The sequence below is a fragment of the Azomonas macrocytogenes genome (assembly GCF_014191985.1).
Taxonomy (GTDB): Bacteria; Pseudomonadota; Gammaproteobacteria; order Pseudomonadales; family Pseudomonadaceae; genus Azomonas; species Azomonas macrocytogenes.
In genome coordinates this window covers 352,559-372,917 of sequence record NZ_JACHXI010000001.1, presented here as the reverse complement: position 1 = coordinate 372,917, position 20,359 = coordinate 352,559, and the positions used below count along the sequence as shown (strand labels likewise).

Annotated in this window: 21 protein-coding genes; 14 read left to right on the top strand and 7 right to left on the bottom strand. The window is 59.1% G+C overall.

Annotation, left to right across the window (positions count from 1 at the left end; genetic code table 11):
• The first annotated feature begins 98 nt into the window (after nucleotides 1–98).
• Nucleotides 99–581 (top strand): tRNA adenosine(34) deaminase TadA, encoded by a 483-nt coding sequence (gene tadA / locus FHR87_RS01795; RefSeq protein WP_183164966.1) that lies wholly within the window; start codon nucleotides 99–101, stop codon nucleotides 579–581.
• A 64-nt stretch (nucleotides 582–645) separates the two neighbouring features.
• Here the strand turns inward: tadA and argF are convergent, their stop codons facing one another.
• Entirely contained in the window at nucleotides 646–1,563 is a 918-nt protein-coding gene (argF, locus tag FHR87_RS01790) for an ornithine carbamoyltransferase (RefSeq protein ID WP_183164965.1), read from the bottom strand.
• A 456-nt stretch (nucleotides 1,564–2,019) separates the two neighbouring features.
• Here argF and grxD point away from each other — a divergent pair, with 456 nt between their 5' ends.
• Nucleotides 2,020–2,346 (top strand): Grx4 family monothiol glutaredoxin, encoded by a 327-nt coding sequence (grxD, locus tag FHR87_RS01785; RefSeq protein WP_183164964.1) that lies wholly within the window; start codon nucleotides 2,020–2,022, stop codon nucleotides 2,344–2,346.
• 254 nt (nucleotides 2,347–2,600) lie between these two features.
• Here grxD and bfr read toward each other — a convergent pair whose 3' ends face one another.
• Nucleotides 2,601–3,074 carry a bacterioferritin gene (gene bfr / locus FHR87_RS01780; RefSeq protein WP_183164963.1) on the bottom strand — a complete coding sequence of 158 codons (474 nt, stop codon included), beginning with the start codon at nucleotides 3,072–3,074 and terminating at the stop codon, nucleotides 2,601–2,603.
• Nucleotides 3,075–3,218: 144 nt separating this feature from the next.
• Nucleotides 3,219–3,467, bottom strand: a complete 249-nt coding sequence (locus tag FHR87_RS01775; RefSeq protein ID WP_183164962.1) for a bacterioferritin-associated ferredoxin — start codon at nucleotides 3,465–3,467, stop codon at nucleotides 3,219–3,221.
• A gap of 195 nt (nucleotides 3,468–3,662) precedes the next feature.
• On the opposite strand from FHR87_RS01775, the gene FHR87_RS01770 reads away from it, so the two are divergent.
• The 7 genes from FHR87_RS01770 to FHR87_RS01740 all read left to right on the top strand — a co-directional run bounded on the left by FHR87_RS01770 (nucleotide 3,663) and on the right by FHR87_RS01740 (nucleotide 11,695).
• A complete protein-coding gene (locus FHR87_RS01770) occupies nucleotides 3,663–4,202 on the top strand; it encodes a YaeQ family protein (protein WP_183164961.1) in 540 nt (179 codons plus the stop codon).
• A 42-nt stretch (nucleotides 4,203–4,244) separates the two neighbouring features.
• Nucleotides 4,245–5,960: a single-stranded-DNA-specific exonuclease RecJ gene (gene recJ, locus FHR87_RS01765; protein ID WP_183164960.1), complete on the top strand. Its 1,716-nt coding sequence runs from the start codon at nucleotides 4,245–4,247 to the stop codon at nucleotides 5,958–5,960.
• A gap of 75 nt (nucleotides 5,961–6,035) precedes the next feature.
• Entirely contained in the window at nucleotides 6,036–7,142 is a 1,107-nt protein-coding gene (locus FHR87_RS01760; protein WP_183164959.1) for an NADH:flavin oxidoreductase/NADH oxidase, read from the top strand.
• Nucleotides 7,143–7,301: 159 nt separating this feature from the next.
• On the top strand, nucleotides 7,302–8,021 hold the full coding sequence (locus tag FHR87_RS01755) for a tellurite resistance TerB family protein (protein ID WP_183164958.1): 720 nt from the start codon (nucleotides 7,302–7,304) through the stop codon (nucleotides 8,019–8,021).
• 84 nt (nucleotides 8,022–8,105) lie between these two features.
• Nucleotides 8,106–9,201, top strand: a protein-coding gene (gene prfB, locus FHR87_RS01750) for a peptide chain release factor 2 (protein ID WP_183164957.1) whose coding sequence is annotated in 2 segments (ribosomal slippage) — nucleotides 8,106–8,177 and nucleotides 8,179–9,201 — 1,095 coding nt in all. Because the reading frame shifts where the segments join, the coding sequence is not laid out codon by codon here.
• Nucleotides 9,202–9,405: 204 nt separating this feature from the next.
• Nucleotides 9,406–10,908: a lysine--tRNA ligase gene (gene lysS / locus FHR87_RS01745; RefSeq protein WP_183164956.1), complete on the top strand. Its 1,503-nt coding sequence runs from the start codon at nucleotides 9,406–9,408 to the stop codon at nucleotides 10,906–10,908.
• A 487-nt stretch (nucleotides 10,909–11,395) separates the two neighbouring features.
• Nucleotides 11,396–11,695 (top strand): DUF3144 domain-containing protein, encoded by a 300-nt coding sequence (locus tag FHR87_RS01740; RefSeq protein ID WP_183164955.1) that lies wholly within the window; start codon nucleotides 11,396–11,398, stop codon nucleotides 11,693–11,695.
• A 221-nt stretch (nucleotides 11,696–11,916) separates the two neighbouring features.
• Here the strand turns inward: FHR87_RS01740 and poxB are convergent, their stop codons facing one another.
• Nucleotides 11,917–13,650, bottom strand: coding sequence for a ubiquinone-dependent pyruvate dehydrogenase (gene poxB, locus FHR87_RS01735; protein WP_183164954.1), 1,734 nt, complete (start codon nucleotides 13,648–13,650; stop codon nucleotides 11,917–11,919).
• A gap of 233 nt (nucleotides 13,651–13,883) precedes the next feature.
• Here poxB and FHR87_RS01730 point away from each other — a divergent pair, with 233 nt between their 5' ends.
• The 5 genes from FHR87_RS01730 (at nucleotide 13,884) to FHR87_RS01710 (ending at nucleotide 18,309) form a co-directional block, all read left to right on the top strand.
• Nucleotides 13,884–14,657, top strand: coding sequence for an FCD domain-containing protein (locus FHR87_RS01730; RefSeq protein WP_183164953.1), 774 nt, complete (start codon nucleotides 13,884–13,886; stop codon nucleotides 14,655–14,657).
• 75 nt (nucleotides 14,658–14,732) lie between these two features.
• Entirely contained in the window at nucleotides 14,733–16,028 is a 1,296-nt protein-coding gene (locus tag FHR87_RS01725; protein ID WP_183164952.1) for a flavohemoglobin expression-modulating QEGLA motif protein, read from the top strand.
• A 51-nt stretch (nucleotides 16,029–16,079) separates the two neighbouring features.
• The gene (locus FHR87_RS01720) at nucleotides 16,080–16,829 is read left to right on the top strand and encodes a TIGR00266 family protein (protein ID WP_183164951.1); all 750 of its coding nucleotides are present in this window, start codon (nucleotides 16,080–16,082) and stop codon (nucleotides 16,827–16,829) included.
• A 19-nt stretch (nucleotides 16,830–16,848) separates the two neighbouring features.
• Nucleotides 16,849–17,709 (top strand): alpha/beta hydrolase, encoded by an 861-nt coding sequence (locus FHR87_RS01715; protein ID WP_183164950.1) that lies wholly within the window; start codon nucleotides 16,849–16,851, stop codon nucleotides 17,707–17,709.
• Nucleotides 17,710–17,808: 99 nt separating this feature from the next.
• Nucleotides 17,809–18,309, top strand: coding sequence for an O-acetyl-ADP-ribose deacetylase (locus FHR87_RS01710; RefSeq protein WP_183164949.1), 501 nt, complete (start codon nucleotides 17,809–17,811; stop codon nucleotides 18,307–18,309).
• A gap of 71 nt (nucleotides 18,310–18,380) precedes the next feature.
• On the opposite strand, the gene lptF is transcribed toward FHR87_RS01710, so the two are convergent.
• From lptF to FHR87_RS01695, 3 genes are all read right to left on the bottom strand, one after another.
• Entirely contained in the window at nucleotides 18,381–19,163 is a 783-nt protein-coding gene (gene lptF, locus FHR87_RS01705) for a lipotoxin F family OmpA-related lipoprotein LptF (RefSeq protein WP_183164948.1), read from the bottom strand.
• Nucleotides 19,164–19,327: 164 nt separating this feature from the next.
• Nucleotides 19,328–19,720 carry a DUF4398 domain-containing protein gene (locus FHR87_RS01700; protein ID WP_183164947.1) on the bottom strand — a complete coding sequence of 131 codons (393 nt, stop codon included), beginning with the start codon at nucleotides 19,718–19,720 and terminating at the stop codon, nucleotides 19,328–19,330.
• A 199-nt stretch (nucleotides 19,721–19,919) separates the two neighbouring features.
• On the bottom strand, nucleotides 19,920–20,255 hold the full coding sequence (locus FHR87_RS01695; RefSeq protein ID WP_183164946.1) for a pilin assembly protein: 336 nt from the start codon (nucleotides 20,253–20,255) through the stop codon (nucleotides 19,920–19,922).
• Nucleotides 20,256–20,359 lie beyond the last annotated feature (104 nt).

Below are 20,359 nucleotides of genomic sequence, written 5' to 3'. Positions count from 1 at the left end.
CCCAATGTAGTGGATAATCGCGGCCCTGGAATTTCCTGGCGGGCCGCTGGGAGCCACTGCCATGAACTGATGCACAAGGTTTTGCAAAGAACGATGCCATGAACCGACCGTTGATCATCGACCGCAGCCAGGATGAGTTTTTCATGCGCGAGGCGCTAAGGCTGGCGCGCCAGGGGGCCGAGTGCGGCGAGGTGCCGGTCGGTGCCGTACTGGTGCGTTCGGGAGAAATCATCGGGCGTGGTTTCAACTGTCCCATCTCGACCCATGATCCCAGCGCGCATGCCGAGATGATGGCGATCCGGGCTGCCGCCGAGGCGGTGGCGAACTATCGACTGCCAGGCGCTACGCTCTACGTGACCCTGGAGCCTTGCAGCATGTGCGCCGGGCTGATCGTTCATACGCGAATTCAGCGGCTGGTTTTTGGTGCTGCCGAGCCCAGAGCCGGCGCGGCCGTTAGCCAGGGGCGCTTTTTCAGCCAGGATTTTCTCAATCACCGAGTACTGGTCGAAGGCGGAATTCTGGCCGAAGAGTGCGGAGCAGTGCTTGGCGAATTCTTTCGTCAACGGCGGCAGAAGAGCTGAGCGTTTCCAGCCGCCGTTCTCAAGGCTGCCATGGAGTGGCAGAGAAGCTGTAGAGGTAGTTGCGCTACGAGCCGAGAGCCGGTTTCACCAGAAATTCGAGCAGGGCTTTTTGTGCGTGCAGACGATTTTCCGCCTGGTCCCAGGCTACTGAGCGCGGATCGTCGAGCAGATCTTCACTGATCTCTTCACCCCTGTGCGCCGGCAGGCAATGCATGAACAGGACGTCCTTTTCCGCCCGGTCGAGCAGCGCCTGGTTGACCTGATAAGGGCGGAACAACGCGAGACGGGCCTGAACTTCGTCTTCCTGGCCCATCGACGTCCATACATCCGTACTGATCAAATGAGCACCCGCTACTGCTGCGTTCGGATCGGTGAATATTTTCACTCGATTACCGGCCTGTGCCAGCAGGCTGGCCTTGGGACCATAGCCCGTCGGGCAGGCTATATGCAGGTGGAAGTCGAACTGAATCGCTGCTTCGATATAGGTGTTGCACATATTGTTGCCATCACCGATCCAGGCCATCGTCTTGCCGGTGATGCTGCCGCGATGCTCCAGGAACGTCTGCATGTCAGCCAGTACCTGACAGGGATGCAGATCGTCGGACAGTCCGTTGATGACCGGGACCTGCGAGTGAGCGGCAAACTCTGTCAGCGTGCTATGGGAGAATGTGCGAATCATGACTGCATCGAGCATGCGCGACATGACGATGGCGGTGTCGCCAAGTGGCTCGCCGCGCCCAAGCTGGCTGTCCCGCGGCGAAAGAAAAATGGCCTGGCCACCGAGCTGGATCATCCCGGCTTCGAAGGAAAGACGGGTCCGGGTGGATGCCTTCTCGAAAATCATTCCCAGAATGCGATTTTTCAGCGGCTCGAAAAGCACACCACGTTCGCGCAGTTCTTTCAGTTCGATGCCGCGACGGATCAGGGCATCGAGCTCCTGGGGTGTGCAGTCCATCAAGGAAAGAAAGTGTCTGGCGCTCATTATCGAATACCTTGTAGAGCCTCTGGTCGCGGCCTGGCACATTTATCGCGGCAAAGCCTGCCGGCGACTGACTGATGAGCCGTAAAGCGAGCGACGGAAAGGGAAAACGCCGATCTTATCGGGAAATCCTTCCTTGGCGCAAACTCCGCCTTTTACTTGGAATGTCCGCTTCAGGAGCGATATCAGACAGATGGTCAGTGGGTCAGGATGCCCTGAGAAACCGCGTGCTGTTTCATCCCAACTGCTATGTATTGCTGCACAGTCGGCAATTGACGGTGACCCTACGATATGGCGGTCTGAGGTGCTAAGATCGTTAGTCATAGTTGCTGGCCAGTCGTTTGGCTGGCTTTACGTAAGCTTGAGCCTTATGCGGGCAGACCCACCTGCATGTAGGTTCTCAGGGGCCTCTGGATCAGTAATGATCCAGAGCTACCCGACAATTAGCCGAGGTGCCTTATGGATATCATCGAAACCATCAAAGAACAGATCGCAGTCAATCCCGTGCTTCTTTATATGAAGGGTTCGCCGAATGCACCTCAGTGCGGTTTTTCTGCACGAGCTGCGCAAATAATCATGAGCTGTGGTGAGAAGTTCGCTTACGTCGATATCCTGCAGAATCCGGAAATCCGCGCAAACCTGCCGAAATATGCCAACTGGCCAACCTTTCCCCAACTCTGGGTCGGCGGTGAGCTGGTTGGTGGTAGCGATATCCTGATTGAGCTGTACGAAAAAGGCGAACTGCAGGAATTGTTGAAGTCGGCAGCCGCCAAGGCCGATGCTTGATAAGAATCGATTCGATCTTAGAGCCTGTTCACGATCTCGCGAGCTAGAGCTAAACGGTGGCGAAAACGGCTGAGGAAGCGGGCCGGGCTCGCGTGCGAGTTTACGAGTGGTAAATGAGCATTTCGACCGGGCTGGCGATCCAGGCTGGTTTCAACGCCGTTTGGCCGACGCGCAGCAGATCGTGAACAGGTTCTTATGAAAAAGCCCCGCAAATGCGGGGCTTTTTCATTGAGAGCAGGGCAGCCAGGATGGCTTCACTCTTCATCCATCTGAGATTGGATGTAGTTTTCGAGGCCAACCTTGTCGATAAGACCCAACTGGGTTTCCAACCAGTCCACATGATCTTCTTCGGATTCAAGGATGTCTTCGAGCAGTTCACGACTGCCATAATCCCCAACGGTTTCGCAATAGGCGATGGCTGCACGTAGATCGGGGAGGGCTTTCTGCTCCAGACGCAGGTCGCATTCGAGCATTTCGCGGGTGTTTTCGCCGATCAGCAGCTTGCCGAGTTCCTGCAGATTGGGAATACCTTCGAGAAAGAGAATGCGCTTGGTCAATTTGTCGGCATGCTTCATCTCGTCGATGGATTCTTTATATTCGTGCTTGCCGAGTTTTTCCAGGCCCCAATCTTCGTACATGCGCGCATGCAGGAAGTATTGGTTGATCGCAATCAGCTCGTTAGCGAGGATTTTGTTGAGATGCTGGATGACCTGCTTGTCGCCTTTCATGTCTTCTCTGCCTGATTTGCTTGGAGAAATTGCATAAGAGTCTGGCGACTTGACGAGCTACTGTCAATCAATTGCTTCAGGCAAAGAGAAAGCGCACTGCCTGATATGAGGCAGCGGGGTTAGGAGGTCGAAGAAGCCGGTTTTCTAACTGGCTTCTAGCGCAACAGACTCCATCTGGGCATTGGCAGGGCAAACAACCATCGGCGATTCTGTTTGGATAATAGGCAAATTACTCAAGGTTTCTTTCACAAGTCCTTTGGCGGCACAGGCACATTTTCCGCATTGGGTGCCAACGCCGAGCGTGCTTCGTACATCGCGAAAACTGCAGCATCCTTCGGAGATAGCTTCACGAATGTGGCCATCGGTAATGCCATGGCAAAGACAGACGTACATCGGCGCTACTCCATGAGTTGTGCTGTAAAACAGATACTATTAATAATGATAATGATTGTCAAACATCCGTTCGTCGACTGTCATTTGCGTTTAATCGTACGGTCTTATTTCGAGCAACCCATCGTTTGCTGCGGATTGCACTGCCTGCCATGGTGTTACGCTAGACTGGCTGCTTTTCGCACCGGTATCTATTTCATGGCACTGCAAGCCACTCCTTATAAAGTCGAACTAAATCTCACCGATATCGATCACAGTGTTTATGAAAATCAAAGATTTACTGTGGCTCGCCATCCTTCGGAAACCGAAGAGCGCCTCGGCGCGCGTCTGCTTGCCTATGCGCTTTGGTATGGCAAATCACTGGCTTTCGGTAGAGGACTATCCGATGTCGACGAGCCGGCGTTATGGGAGAAAAGCCTGGATGAGCGCGTCCTGCACTGGATCGAGGTGGGCCAGCCGGACGCCGAGCGCCTGACCTGGTGTTCACGCCGTGCCGAGCGAGTCAGTCTGCTGGCCTATGGCAGCCTGAGGGTTTGGGAAGGCAAGGTGCTGGGTGCGGTCAAGAACCTGAAAAATCTATCCGTTGTGGCCGTTGACTCCGCTGCCTTGATTGAGTTGACGCGTGATCTTCCCCGCAGTCTGCAGTGGGGCGTGATGATCAGTGACGGCGCTTTGTTCGTGACCGACGAGCACGGTCAGCACGAAATTCCTTTGCAATGGCTGCTCGGCGAGCGCTGACAGCCTCTTTGCATTCTTTTGGAAGTTCTCGACTGGATCACCATGCGCATCGAATCCCGAGCCTTACCCGAGTCTTTACCTGATCTTGGGGATCTCCCCCCCTTGTTGACGCGCCTGTATGCCTCACGTGGCGTGCTTTGCGCCGAGGAGTTGGACAAAAGCCTGGCACGCTTGATTCCTTTCGCGTACCTGAAGGGGATCGGGGAGGCTGTGGAGCTGCTGGTCGAAGCCCTGGAGCAGCATCAGAGCATCCTCTTTGTCGGTGATTTCGATGCCGATGGGGCGACGGCCAGTGCCGTTGGTGTGCTGGGATTGCGCCTGCTGGGGGCGGCCCAGGTGGATTATCTGGTGCCGAACCGTTTCGAGTACGGCTATGGTCTGACGCCGGAAATCGTCGCCGTGGCCGTGGCGCGGCGCCCTGATCTTCTGGTCACGGTGGACAATGGCATTTCCAGTTGCGAGGGTGTGGCTGCTGCCAGGGCGGCAGGGCTGAAAGTGCTGATCACCGACCACCATCTGCCTGGCCGCGATCTACCGCTTGCCGATGCTATCGTCAATCCGAATCAACCGGGCTGTGGGTTTCCCAGCAAGAGCATGGCTGGCGTCGGGGTGATCTTCTATGTGTTGCTGGCGCTGCGCGCGCGTTTGCGCGATCTGGGCTGGTTTGCGCGCATTGGACTGGATGAGCCCAATCTTGCCGAATTGCTTGACCTGGTCGCACTGGGCAGTGTGGCCGATGTGGTTCCCCTCGATGCCAACAATCGCATTCTGGTCCATCAAGGGCTGGCCCGCATCCGGGCCGGTCGGGCACGGCCTGGGGTGCTGGCGATTCTCGACGTCGCAGGTCGCGATCCTGGCCGCCTCACCTCCAGCGACCTGGGGTTCATTCTCGGGCCGCGCCTGAATGCTGCCGGGCGCCTGGACGATATGTCGCTCGGCATCGAATGCCTGCTTTGTGACGATCCTTCCCTGGCGCGCGACATGGCTGTCCAACTGGATCAGCTCAATCGCGACCGCAAGGCCATCGAGCAGGGCATGCAACGCGAAGCGCTGGCACAAATCAAGGAATTGCCATTGGATGGTTTGCCGTTCGGCCTTTGCCTGTTCGATCCGCAATGGCACCAGGGGGTGATCGGCATTCTGGCTTCGCGCCTGAAGGAACGTTATCACCGTCCGGTGATTGCCTTCGCCGAGGCCGGTGATGGTCTGCTCAAAGGTTCGGCGCGCTCCGTACCGGGGCTGCATATCCGCGATGCACTGGATGCGGTGGCGACGCGTCACCCGGAGCTGATCAGTCGGTTCGGCGGGCATGCCATGGCCGCCGGACTGTCGTTATCGCAAGCGTGTTTCGCCGATTTTGCCGCTGCTTTCGATGCCGAGGTGCGCCGGCAGCTCTGTGAGGATGATCTGGCCGGACGCCTGCTTACGGATGGTCAGCTTGGTGCCGAGGAATTCCACCTGGAGTTGGCGCGTACGCTGCGGCATGCCGGGCCTTGGGGGCAGCATTTTCCCGAGCCTTTATTCCATGGCGTATTCCGGCTGCAACAACAGCGCCTGGTCGGCGAACGCCATTTGAAAATAAGTTTGCAAAGCGAATGCGGCAGCCAGATTCTGGATGGCATCGCTTTCAATATCGACCGCGATGCATGGCCGAATCCGTCGGTGCAGTGGGTGGAACTGGTCTACAAGCTGGATGTGAACGAATTCCGCGGCCAGGAGAGCGTGCAACTGCTGGTGACGCATCTGCAGCCGCGCTGATACCCGTCGATCAAGGGAAACGCTGTCGATTCTGGGTGGTCTTATTCAAACAGACTCAGAGACGAGGCTTTCCTCATGTCCCAGCTTTTTCAATCCTATACATTGCGCCAGCTGACTCTCCCCAATCGCATCGTGGTTTCGCCCATGTGCCAGTATTCGGCACGGGACGGAGTAGCCAACGACTGGCATCTGGTTCATCTGGGCAGTCGTGCCGTTGGCGGCGCGGGCCTGATCATTGTCGAAGCCACCGCCGTGGTGCCGGAAGGGCGGATTTCTTCGGAAGATCTGGGGCTCTGGTCGGATGAGCAAATCGAGCCGTTGCGTCGCATTACCCGATTCATCGAAGCCCAGGGCTCTTATGCCGCGATCCAGTTGGCTCACGCGGGACGCAAGGCCAGTACTTGGCGACCCTGGCTGGGTAAATCGGGAACCGTTCCGGTGACGGAGGGCGGTTGGCCGACGGTTGCGCCTTCAGCCATAGCATTCGATCGCAATCATCTGGCACCTGCTGCGCTGGATGAGAGGGGTATCGCTAATGTGGTGCAGGCATTCGTTCGTGCGGCCGAGCGGTCGCTGGTAGCGGGGTTCAAGGTGGCCGAGATTCACGCCGCGCATGGCTATTTGCTGCATCAGTTTCTCTCGCCACTGTCCAATCAGCGCCAGGATAACTATGGCGGCTCCTTCGAGAATCGCATTCGTCTGTTGTTGGAAGTGGCAGCGGCTGTGCGCAACGTCTGGCCGGAAAGCTTGCCGCTGTTCGTGCGCCTGTCGGCTACCGACTGGGTGGAAGATGGTTGGAACGAGGATGAGTCTGTCGAGCTGGCGCGTCGCTTGAAAGCGCTGGGCGTGGATCTGATCGATGTCTCTTCCGGTGGCACTTCGGCCAGTGCCGAGATTCCGATCGGGCCCGGTTACCAAACTCATTTCGCCGCCAAGATTCGCCAGCAAGCAGAGATTCCCACCGGTACGGTCGGCCTCATTACCGATGCCGCCCAGGCCGAACATATCCTGCGAACCGGTCAGGCTGATCTCGTTCTGTTGGCGCGCGAGCTGCTGCGCGATCCTTACTGGCCGCTGCACGCTGCGGATTTCCTGCATGATAAAACAGCGTTCTGGCCGGCCCAGTACATTCGGGCAGCACATCGTGATACGCCATTTCATGAAGCCGACTCGGTCGCCTAATGGCCTGTTTGGTTGATTTGACTCGTCATCAATGTTGGCACCCGCGGCTCCGGTACAGTGTTGCCACTCCTTGCCATAGCTCTGCTATGACTCGTCGTAGCGCCTGATTCTGGAGCCATGAACTCACCCATTCAGCTTTTCCAGCTTATGGAGTCATGTATGAATACCAGTAGCTTGCTCGATCAGCTTTTGAAGTCCGGTCTGTCGCTTGGCCAGAACAAGCAAGTATCCGGCAACGAACGCTCGTCTACCGGTGGCGCGCTTGGCGACCTATTGAAGGGAGGCGGTGGTGGCCTGGGTAGCCTGCTGGGTGGAGCAGGGAAAGGCGCATTGGCTACCGGTGCGTTGGGTATGTTGTTGGGTAGCAAGCGGCGCGGCCATTCGTCCGCAGGTATGAGCTCGGTCCAGCGAAGCGGCCTGGTCGCGCTGGGGTTGTTGGCGTACAAGGCCTACAGCAATTGGCAGGCCCAGCAAGCCAATGCGCCTAAAGCCGAACCGCAGACTATTGATCGGTTGCCAGCGGAAAAAGCCGAGGGTCACAGCCAGGCCATCCTCAAGGCGCTGGTTGCCGCTGCCAAGGCCGATGGCCATGTGGACGATAACGAGCGTCGGTTGCTCGAGGCCGAACTGGGCAAGGCGACCGACGATCCCGGCCTGCAACAGTGGTTGCAGACCGAGCTGAACAAACCGCTCGATCCTGCCGAGGTGGCCCGTGCTGCCAGTAGCCCGGAAATCGCGGCAGAGATGTACCTGGCAAGCCTTATGGCCGTGAACGAAGCACAATTCATGGAGCGGGCCTATCTCGATGAACTGGCCCGCGAGCTCAGGCTCGATCCAGCGTTGAAGGCCGAGCTGGAAGCACAGGCCAAGGCTGCCTGATCCCGGCGCGGCAGGCTGTCAGGCGTGGCCTGCTGCGCTATACTCCTCGGCTTTTGAACTGTCCGACCGAGAGTGCTGCCCATCATGGAAATCAACCCGATCCTCAACGGTATCAAGGACCTGTCCGAGCGTACCCAGACCATCCGGGGGTATCTTTGACTACGATCAGAGGCATGATCGCCTGATCGAAGTCAATCGCGAACTGGAAGACCCCAACGTCTGGAGCAATCCGGAATATGCCCAGAACCTGGGGCGCGAGCGTGCCCAGCTGGCGCAGGTCGTCGAAACCCTCGATGACCTGACCGGCGGCCTGGCCGATTCGCGTGACCTGCTGGACATGGCCGTCGAAGAGAACGATGAAGGGGCGGTGAACGACGTTGCCGCCGAAGTCGACCGGCTACGGGGCATCCTCGAAAAGCTTGAATTCCGTCGCATGTTCAGTGGCGAAATGGATGCCAATAACGCCTATCTGGATATCCAGGCCGGCTCCGGTGGTACCGAGGCGCAGGACTGGGCCAACATGCTGCTGCGCATGTATTTGCGCTGGGCCGACAAGCATGGTTTCGACGCCACGATCATGGAGCTCTCCGAAGGCGAGGTCGCTGGTATCAAGGGGGCTACCGTGCATATCAAGGGTGAATATGCCTTTGGCTGGCTGCGTACCGAGATCGGTATCCATCGCCTGGTGCGCAAGAGCCCGTTCGACTCCGGTAATCGCCGCCATACCTCCTTTTCCGCGGTCTTCGCTTCGCCGGAAATCGACGACAATATCGAAATCGATATCAATCCGGCGGATCTGCGCATCGATACCTACCGTTCCTCCGGTGCCGGTGGTCAGCACGTAAACACCACCGATTCGGCGGTACGGATCACTCACTTGCCCACCAATACGGTAGTGAGTTGCCAGAACGAGCGCTCCCAGCATGCCAACAAGGACACCGCCATGAAAATGCTGCGGGCCAAGTTGTACGAGATGGAAGTGCAGAAGCGCAACGCTGCTTCCCAGGCGCTGGAGGACAGCAAGTCGGATATCGGCTGGGGCCACCAGATTCGCTCCTACGTGCTCGACCAGTCGCGGATCAAGGATCTGCGTACCAACATCGAAAACAGCAACTGCGATGCCGTGCTGGATGGCGATCTGGACGAATTCATCGAGGCCAGCCTCAAGCAGGGCCTGTGAGCTGCTGTGCTCGGTCATACTGCGTTGAAAAATGGCACGGACTACGCACCTACAGCACGTAAACTCCCTGTTCGCGCCATTTTTTGCCTCACCTGCGCCCGCTACGCTCACAGCCCCTGCCGCGCAGGGTTCAGATTTTGCCTGGCATCGGTAGTGCCCATCGGAAACAGCTGCCAAGCCCATTTACCGGAACATGAAACGACCATGAGCGAACAACCGCTGAACCCACATGCCCTCCACGAAGAAGAAAACCAGCTGATCGCCCTGCGCAAGGACAAGCTGACTGCCGAGCGCGAGAAGGGCAACGCCTTCCCCAACGACTTCCGGCGCGACAGTCATGCCGGCAATCTGCAGCAACGCTATGCCGACAAGAGCAAGGAAGCGTTGGCGGCGGCAGCGATCCCGGTCAAGGTGGCGGGGCGCATCATGCTCAACCGTGGTGCTTTCATGGTGCTGCAGGACATGACCGGGCGCATCCAGGTCTATGTCGACCGCAAGGGGCTGCCGGCCGAGACGCTGGAAGCCATCAAGCATTGGGACCTGGGCGATATCATCGCCGCCGAAGGCACCCTGGCTCGCTCCGGCAAGGGCGACCTCTATGTGCATATGGACAGCGTGCAGCTGCTGACCAAGTCGCTGCGCCCGCTGCCTGACAAGCACCACGGCCTGACTGATACCGAGCAGCGCTATCGGCAGCGCTATGTGGACCTGATCGTCAACGAGGAAACCCGTCATACCTTCCGGGTGCGTTCGCAGATCATTGCTCACATTCGCAAGTTCCTCACCGAGCGCGATTTCCTCGAGGTGGAAACGCCGATGCTGCAAACCATTCCCGGTGGTGCAGCCGCCAAGCCGTTCGAGACCCACCACAACGCGCTGGATATGGCCATGTTCCTGCGTATTGCGCCGGAGCTGTATCTCAAACGCTTGGTGGTAGGTGGCTTCGAGAAGGTCTTCGAGATCAATCGCAACTTTCGCAACGAAGGCGTCTCGACCCGGCACAACCCCGAATTCACCATGCTGGAGTTCTACCAGGCCTACGCCGACTACGAAGACAACATGGACCTGACCGAACAGCTGTTCCGCGAACTGGCGCAACTCGTGCTCGGCAGTACTGACGTGCCCTACGGCGACAAGGTGTTCCACTTTGGCGAGCCGTTCGCGCGGCTGTCGGTGTTCGACTCTATCCTCAAGTACAACCCGGAACTCACCGAAGCTGACCTCAGGGACATCGACAAGGCCCGCACCATCGCCAAGCAGGCCGGTGCCGATGTGAAAGGCTTCGAGGGCCTGGGCAAGTTGCAAACGATGATTTTTGAAGAGCTGGTGGAGCACAAGCTGGAGCAGCCCACCTTCATTACCCGCTACCCGTTCGAGGTCTCGCCGCTGGCGCGGCGCAGCGATGACGATCCCAGCGTTACCGACCGCTTCGAACTGTTCATCGGCGGGCGCGAGATTGCCAACGCCTATTCCGAGTTGAACGACGCGGAGGATCAGGCCGAGCGCTTCCTCCAGCAGGTCAAGGACAAGGACGCCGGCGACGACGAGGCCATGCATTTTGACGCTGACTTCGTCCGCGCCCTGGAATACGGTATGCCGCCGACGGCGGGCGAGGGCATCGGCATCGACCGGTTGGTGATGCTGCTGACCGACTCGCCGTCGATCCGCGACGTGATCCTGTTCCCGCACATGCGTCCGCAGCAATGAAAGCAAGCCGTCAACCGGATTGACTCAGGGCGTGTCTCGGCACCGGCGTTTTTACGGAACATAGGCTGTGGAGCGGATGGGCATGCTGTCCATCCACCGTTCTGGTTGAGTAAAGGGTGAGCAATAAAGAGCCCTACCCAACATTCAAGTTACTCATCGAGTGTTGGGGTGGCACTTACCAAATGGGACGTGCCCGAGATTATGACAAGGCATCGATGTGCCTTCGACGCCTTTCTCATCGCCCTGCGTAGCTAGTGTCATATCAGGCGTGACACGACACTAGGGTATTCGTTCTGGCGGACAAGGCCGGAGCAAGCCTGCACTTATATATTCGCATCGCCCGCACAGTGTTTCTAACATTCTGGTGGCCGATGATATATGGCCTATTTCAAGATGGGTGGCTTGATACTTGCCTATGTTGAATGGCGCGTTACAAGCATCTCTAACGGATTTCTAATAGTCTACTGTTAAAGAAATAGGTTAATAAATGTCTGATAATCAAGATAATACGATTATTTTCAATATGGCCGATGAGTTCATCGAGATAGCCAATCGACTGGTAGGGAATGAGAAGAAAGATCTGGGACATGTCAGCACCGCTTTCCGCTATGCGGCTGCACGGTTCAGCGTCCATGAGGCTTCATGCAAGTTCAACGATTTACCAAACGAGCAGGAAAAACTGCAGAAATGGTATACGAATCAATTCGACGCCATGTTGCAAGAGAACTTCGAGGATCATATCGAACGGCTCGGGCAGAATTTTATTGTCGAAATGTCGGGAGATTAAGGCTTTTGGCACCTTGCTGGTAAATCTGAAAACTGACTTGTAATGTTAATACGGCTTTTAAAATAGTCCGGATTTGTTAGTTTTGCTTTGCCAGCCATGAACATGGATAGGTAGTCGAAGATGCCTCCGTCGAGAGGCCTCTTCGCTTTCGGTGCCGCCGCGGCCTCGGACTGCTCCAGGCCGGCATGGATGAAGCCGGTTTTTACGGTTCGGGCGTTCCTTCAGCGCAGCAGGTTGCTGCGCGCAAGGTCGATCACTTCGCTGCCACGGCCGTCCAGCACTGCCTTCAGCACATACAGGCTGAAGCCCTTGGCATGGGCCATCTCGATCTTCGGCGGGATCGACAGCTCGAAGCGATTGGTGACCACGTCCAGCAGTGCCGGTCCGGGGTGGGCGAACACCTCGCGCATGGCACCTTCCAAGTCGCCGGGGTCTTCCACCCGCAATGCATGCACGCCCATGGCACGCGCTACTGCGGCGAAATCCGGGTTCTCCAGGGCGACACCGGTTTCCAGCAGGCCCGCCGCCTTCATCTCCAGCTCGACGAAGCCCAGCGTGCCGTTGTTGAAGATCACCACCTTCACCGGCAGCTTCTGTTGGACCAGGGTGAGGAGGTCCCCCATCAGCATGGCGAAGCCGCCATCGCCGGACAGTGAGACCACCTGGCGGTCGGGAAAGGCTGCCTGGGCACCGATCGCCTGCGGCAGCGCGTTGGCCATCGAGCCATGCACGATCGAGCCGACCAGGCGGCGTCGGCCGTTCATCTTCAAGTGACGCGCCGCCCAGACGGTCGGCGTACCGACGTCGAAGGTGAACACGGCATCGTCCGCCGCCAACTCGCTGGCCAGCCGCGCGACCTGCTGCGGATGGATTGGCTTGCTTCCCGGGGTGCCTTCAGCGCTTTCGTCCAGCCCTTCCCTGGATTTGCGGTAGTGCTCCAGGCTGCGGTCGAGGTGGCTGCGCTCGGTCTTGACCTGCAACCTCGGCAGCAGCGCTTCGAGGGTAGTGCCCACGTCACCGACCAGACCGAGCGACAGCGTACAGCGGCGGCCCAGGTTCTCCGGACGCAAGTCGATCTGCGCCACCTTGGCCGATTCCGGGTAGAACTGCCGGTAGGGGAAGTCGGTTCCCAGCATCAGCAGCGTGTCGCAGTCCTTCATCGCCTGGTAGCCGGAAGAGAAGCCGATCAGTCCGGTCATGCCGACATCGTAGGGATTGTCGTATTCGACGTATTCCTTGCCACCGAGGGCATGCACGATGGGTGCTTTCAGCGTCTCGGCCAGCTCCAGCAGCGGCTTGTGCGCCCCGGCACAGCCGCGGCCGCAGAGCAGCGTCACCTTGCGCGCCTCGTTCAGTAGGTCGGCCAGCGCATTCAGTTCCGCCTCGGCCGGCCGTATCACGGGCGTCGGCGGCAGCAGCCCGGCCACCGGAGTCACCGTTTTCTGCGGCGCGTCCATCAAGGCCACATCGCCTGGGATCACCACCACGGCTACTCCGCGCTGGCCGACCGCCGCCCGTATCGCGGCCTCAAGCACCTGGGGCAACTGCGTGGGGCTGGAGACCAGTTCGCAGTAGTAGCTGCATTCGCGAAAGAGTTCCTGTGGATGGGTTTCCTGGAAATAACCGCTACCGATCTCCGGACTGGGGATATGGGCGGCGATCGCCAGCACCGGTACGCGCGAACGGTGGGCGTCGAACAGGCCGTTGATCAGATGCAGGTTGCCCGGCCCGCAGGAGCCGGCGCAGACGGCCAGCGCGCCGGTCAGATGCGCCTCGGCGCTGGCTGCGAAAGCGGCTGCTTCCTCGTGGCGGACATGTACCCAGTCGATGGTTTTGCGTTGGCGCAGGGCCTCTGTGATGCCGTTCAGGCTATCGCCCACCAGGCCGTAGATCCGCTTCACACCGGCGGTTTGCAGGGTCTCGACCAACAGGTCGGCAACATTCGCAATCTTCATCCATTCATCCTCGTCACATGATTTCGTAGACTGGTTTCGCCGTGCTCACCAAGGATTCGACCACCTATTTCGTTTTATTGGAGGTGCGGCAATTTGTTGCTGCTTATTACATGATGAGGATGTATGGTCAAATAACTTTACCGGATAAAAATAGCGGTTAATGTGGATTTCCATATTCTGGTTCATTGTCTTATTCTGGATACGACAGAAAACAGCGATGAGGTCAGTGCCCGGTGACGGAGCCAACCATCAAGCCGGACAGTGCGGCGGCCGGCGTTGCGAAGCGGATCGAGATGCTGGTGCTGGAGGGTTCGCTGCGTCCGGGCGAACAGCTCCTGCCGGAACGGAAACTGGCGGAGCGCCTCGGGGTTTCGCGTCCCACGCTGCGCGATGGCATTCGGCTGTTGAAAGAGGCGGGAGTGCTGGCCGGCGAGCCCGGCGGTGCGACCCGGGTTGCCGCTTTGGGGACCAGCTTCACCGACCCGCTGGCCCGCTTGCTGGCCATGCACCCGGATAGCGCAATCTTCGACTATCTGGAGTTTCGTACGCTGGTCGAACCACAGATCGCCGCCCTGGCTGCGCAACGCGCGAGTGCAGTGGATCTCGAGGTGATCCGCACCTGCCTGGCGCGGATCGAGCAGGCCCATGAACGCCAGGAGCCATCCGGCGAGGCCGATGCCGATCTGCATATCGCAGTGTACGAGGCTTCCCATAACGTCATGATGCTGCATGTCATGCGCTCGATCTCCGGCATGTTGCGCAACAGTGTCTTCTACAGCCGTACCCGGCTCCATGAACGACCCGAGCTGCGCGAAATACTGTGTGAACAGCACCGGGCGATTGTCCAGGCGATCCTCGATCGCGATGGCGAGCGGGCGCGGGAAGCGGTGGCGCGGCACATCGACTTCACCGCCAAGGCCCTGCGCGAGGTTATCGAGGCCGACAGCCGACTGGAAGTGTCCCTGCGGCGTCTGGAGCGCGGGGCGCTGGCGGTGAAAAACCCGTAGCGGGTTGCTCGCGGATATCGCCTTTGGCGGTAAAGGCGTCCATCATCCCCCTTCACTTTGTTCAATAGTCTAGCCATGTCTACCCACGAGTCCTTGAACGACTATCAGAGAACCGTCCGTACCCTGTCCGACCGTATCGTCGAGGCCCAGACCCCGATCCGGGTGCTGGATGCGGTCAAGTGGGACGATAGTGTCCGGCAGGCGTTTCTCGCCAGCGACGGTCGAGAATTGCCGGCGGTCGACCGCAGTTACTACGAGAGCCGTTCCCTCGGCTTCGATGCCAGCGCCAAGAAGCAGGAATTCCAGAATATCGAGCGCGACGTTACCCGCCTGCTCGGGCAATTCAGTCCGGTCGGGCAGATCATGCGCCGCATGTGCAAGGAATACCGCATGGTCGTGCGTATGCTGGAGGCGCGCGGCACCGCCGATTTCGGGCTGATTTCGCAGGATCTGTATGGTGCTGCATCCGATGCCTTCCATGCCGGCGACCCGACCTTGGCGGACCTGGGCCTGATGCTGTCGGATTATCTGAACAACATCGCCGATCGGGGCGACCTGAAGGACGAACCGAAAACCCTGAACGCCACGCAAGCGGTCGAGCAGCTGCAATCGCGGCTGGATCTGGTGTTCGGCGAAGGCGAAGGGGTCATCCGGGTATTCGAGTCCGACGGCATTGTCGCCGACGCGGCAGCCGGCGCCGATTACATCAAGATCCGCAGCGACGCGCTGTTCAACGAGCGCGATATCCGTGCCCTCGAAGTACACGAGGGGCTGGTCCACGTGGGCACCACATTGAATGGGCAGAGTCAGCCGATCTGCACCTTCCTGGCCAAGGGGCCGCCGTCCTCCACGGTGACCCAGGAAGGTCTGGCGATCCTGATGGAAGTGATCGCCTTCACCTCCTATCCGACCCGCCTGCGCAAGCTCACCAACCGCACCCGCGCCATTCACATGGCCGAAGAGGGGGCGGATTTTCTCGATGTGTATGACTTCTTCCGCCAGCAGGGCTATAGCCAGGAAGACAGCTATGGCAATGCTAGCCGAGTGTTTCGCGGTTCCTCGCCGAACGGCTTGCCGTTCACCAAGGATCTGTCCTACTTGCGCGGTTTCATCATGATCTACAACTACATCCAGCTTGCCGTGCGCAAAGGCAAACTGGAGCAGATTCCTCTGTTGTTCTGCGGCAAGACCACTCTGGAAGACATGCGCAGCCTGCGCCAGTTGGTGGACGAAGGCCTGGTGATGCCGCCGAAATACCTGCCGCCACAATTCGCCGACCTCAATGCGCTCTCGGCCTGGATGTGTTTTTCCAACTTTCTCAACCACCTGAGCCTGGATCGAATCGAGTCTGACTACGCCAATATTCTCTGAGCGTCAGGCCACGGCGAAAGCGACATCCAACCCACTATCAAGGAGGCACCCATGGCCGACCATCGGCTCGAATATGAAATTCTTGGCAACTCGGCGCAGACGGTGGAGATCATTCTCGATCCGGGCGAAACGGTGATCGCCGAAGCGGGGGCGATGAACTACATGACCGGCAGCATCCGCTTCGAGACGCGCATGGGCGATGGTTCGGAAAGCGGAGTGCTGGGCAAGTTGTGGGGCATGGGCAAGCGCATGCTTACCGGTGAGTCGCTGTTCATGACCCATTTCACCAATGGCGGTAAAACGGTACAGCGGGTCGGCTTCGCCGCGCCTTACCCGGGTAGTGTGGTGGCTGTCGATCTGCAGCAAGTTGGCGGACGGCTGATCTGCCAGAAGGATTCCTTTCTCTGTGCTGCCCACGGTACGCGAATCGGCATCACCTTCAACAAGCGTATTGGCGCCGGCTTCTTCGGCGGCGAAGGATTCATCCTGCAGGAGCTGGAAGGGAAAGGGCTGGCCTTTCTGCATGCCGGCGGTACGGTGATTCGCAAGGAGCTGAACAACGAAACCCTGCGCCTGGATACCGGTTGCCTGGTGGGATTCACCGATGGCATCGACTACAGCATCGCCCTGGCCGGTGGCCTGAAAAGCATGCTGTTCGGTGGCGAAGGCATTCTGCTCGCCACGCTGAAAGGCACCGGTACGGTATGGATCCAGAGCTTGCCGTTCTCGCGCCTGGCGGAGCGGGTGTACGAGTCGACTTTCAAGGCGCGTGAGGAGATTCGTGCGGACGATAGCAAGTAAAGGTTCATGCATTGCGCTAATGGCGCTGCTGTTGTCCGCCTGCAGTTCTCTGTTGTTCTATCCGGTGCCGGGCCAGCCGATCACCCCAGGCAAGGCGTTCGGCGTCGACTATCGCGATATCTACCTGACGGCAGAAGACGGCACGCGCCTGCATGCCTGGTGGCTGCCGGTCAAGCGCAGGCATGCGACGAAAGGGACCGTGCTGTTCCTGCATGGCAACGGTGGCAACCTGGCCTGGCACCTGGCTGGCGCGTACTGGTTGCCGGAGCAGGGCTATCAGGTCCTGCTGCTGGATTATCGTGGCTACGGTCTTTCCAGCGGCGAGCCTGGTTTGCCGGCGATCTATCAGGACGTCGCTGCCGCTTTCGCCTGGCTGGAGCGCCGCCCCGAAGCGCAGGGCCAGCCGCTGACGCTACTCGGCCAGAGTCTGGGTGGCGCCCTGGCTCTGCATTATCTGGCTGAACACCCGGAGCAGCGCGAGAAACTGCATGCGCTGGTATTGGACGGCGTACCGGCCAGTTATCGCGAGGTGGCCCGTTATCTGCTGAGTACCGGCTGGCTGACCTGGGCTCTGCAAGTGCCACTGAGCTGGGCCGTGCCGGATGATGACAGCGCCATCCGGGCGATGCCCCAGGTGACCGGTGTACCGATGCTGATCTACCACAGCATCGACGACGACCTTGTGCCGCTGACCAATGGCGTGCGCCTGTACCAGGCAGCACCGCCGCCGCGAGTGTTCCAGCCGACCCGTGGCGGCCATGCGCAAACCTTCGCCGGATCTGCCTGGCGCGAGTTGCTGTTGCGCTATCTGGACGATCCGCGTGGCTTCACCGGGCTGCGTCCGGTGGTTGAACTCCCGGATCCACGCCGGCCTCGATAAATCATTACCAGCGTCTGTTCGAGACTGAACCGCCGACCGGACGGCAAGCGATTGCTGTCCAGATGGCTTTATTCGATACGAAAACGAGGGTACACAACCATGGGGATTGAGATCTGGCAGGGCGATATCACTCGCCTGGAGGTGGATGCCATCGTCAATGCAGCCAACGAATCCTTGCTGGGTGGCGGCGGTGTGGATGGCGCGATACATCGGGCGGCAGGGCCGCAATTGCTGGAATATTGCCGGACTCTGGGGGGCTGCCCGACCGGTGAGGCCCGCTTGACTCCCGGGTTTCGCCTGCCCGCCCGCTATGTGATCCATACGGTCGGGCCGATCTGGCATGGCGGTTCGGATGGCGAGCCGGAACTGCTGGCTGGCTGTTATCGCCGCTCGTTGGCGCTGGCGCAATCCACAGGGTTGCGCAGCATCGCCTTTCCGGCAATCAGTTGCGGGGTTTACGGGTATCCCTTGGAGGCCGCAGGGCAGATCGCCATCACTGAACTGCGCCATGGCTTGTCGCAGGCCAAGAGCCTGGAGCGTGTGGTGCTGGTCGCTTTCTCGCCGGAGATCGATGAGCTCTACCGGCGCTTGTTGTCCTGAATAAGAAGGAGCCCATGCGCAGGCACGGGCTCGGCGGCAGAGCTTTTGCTTACGCCAGTATTGGCCATGTTTCAACGTATCGACGAGCGTGGTGCTACCGGCTGGTTGTCGTTGGAGATGGTCACTTCCACCCGGCGGTTCAGCGCGCGCCCGGAATTGGTACTGTTGCTGGCAACCGGATACTGCTTGCCATAGCCTTGGGTGACGACGCGGCGCGGATCGACGCCCATCTTGATCAAGGCTACCCGGACTGACTCGGCACGGCGCTCGGACAGTTGCTGGTTATAGGCATCGCCGCCAGTGCTGTCGGTATAGCCTTCGGCGATCACCTGGCGCTCCTGGTCCTGGTTGAGGAAGTCAGCCAGTTTTTGCACGTTGCGCAGGCCGCCCGGCTTGAGTTCGGCACGGTTGTAGTCGAACAGGACATCGCCAAAGGTCACCAGCGTACCGCGCTCGGTCTGCTTGCCTTGCAGTTCCTGCTGCAGTTTCTTGATCTGCGCATCGCGCGCCTGGAGCCTGGCCTCGGTCCGCTGGGCGTCGGTCTGTTGCAGCTCCTGCTCGGCTGTACGGAAGGCGATCGTTTGCTCGGCCAGTTCGACGCGCCGCTTGGTGACATAAGCCAACTGGTCGACCTTTTCTTCGCTGGCATCTTCCAGGTAAGCCTGGTTCGCCAGGTCCAGCTGTTTGCTGGCATCCTGGGTTTCCAGGGCCGCAAGCTGCGAGGCGCGCGGGTCGTTCTGCAGGGCGTAGAAGGAATTGCGGGCTTCTTCCAGGTTGGCATTGGGCTGTGAAGAGCAGGCAGCCAGGCCAATGCTCAGTGCCAGCAGGGTAGGGATTGCGATGACTCTGTTCATAAAGCGATCCTTAGGCAGTTAGGGAGATCTCAGCGATCGGGATACGTCGCTCAGGCATGCGTTCTACTTCTGCTTTTTGCCTGGAACTTCCAGTTCCGTAGTCCCGGTGCCATGGCCGGACGTTGCCAGCCGGATTTCAATGAGCGGATTCGGTGACGAGTGCTTTACTGGATTTGGCGCTGGCCTTCTTCGCGCAGGTCTTCGACACCTTTTCTGGCGTCATCGACGGCTTTCTGGATCTTGGCGACGTTCGCCTTGCGTTCGGCTACCCGGGCGTCCCATTCGGCCTGCTCGGCCAGGGTGCGGGCGACTTCATAATCTTCGGTCTGCATCGCCAGCCCGGCCTGGCGCCATTTTTCCTGGGCGGAGCGCATTTCTACCGGTGCGAATTGGGTCGCGTCGGCGCTGACGGCACTCTGGATTGCCGCATCAGTGAGGGCGAATTGCTCCTTGGGTGGGTTACCTGAACAACCAGCCAGGATCATGCCGCTCAGGGCCAGGGCTGTCAGCCTGCCCAGGAGGTATGGAGCAGGTCTTGCATTGGTGGTTTCTTTCATGGTCAGCCTCTATTTACTCGTTTGCATGAAGTCCCGTTCGCCGTGGAATGCAAAGGTGCAATTCCACGACGAATGGGGCTTTTATTTGTGAGGCTTTTTTGCGTGGAACGTTCCGTTTCGCTTAAGCCATTGTTTTGCTTGAAGTCAGACCGGATGCACAGATGTTTGTCGCAGCCGGTGGGCGACGAGACTGGGTGATTCAGGCCTGTTGCTCGTCCTGCAGTCGTTGCAAATGCTTGCGCGAGAGCTCCAGAAAACGCGGTGTCGGACCGATGTCTTCATAGATCGGATCGCCTTCCTCGTCGGTACTGATCGCTTGGCTGCCCTGGACGTAGGGAAAATTTGTCTCGACCGCTTCCAGCGCCGTGCGGATCAACTCTCCGAGCAGTTCTTCGGGGGTGCGCTTGGGGTACATCTCGGCGAGCGCTGCCAGCCGTGCGGCGGATTCGATGTCCAGTGGAATGCTGTAGTGGGCCGTGGTCAACCGGCCTCTGGCGGTGCGCTCCCATTGATTGACCAGTTCAGAAATATTCATGCGGCTTGCTCCTTCGTTTCCGGGAATATATGAGGGTTGACGTGCAATCTTCGCCGGGAATTCAACAGGGCGCCGCTGCAAAATGCGCGATTATCGGTACCAGC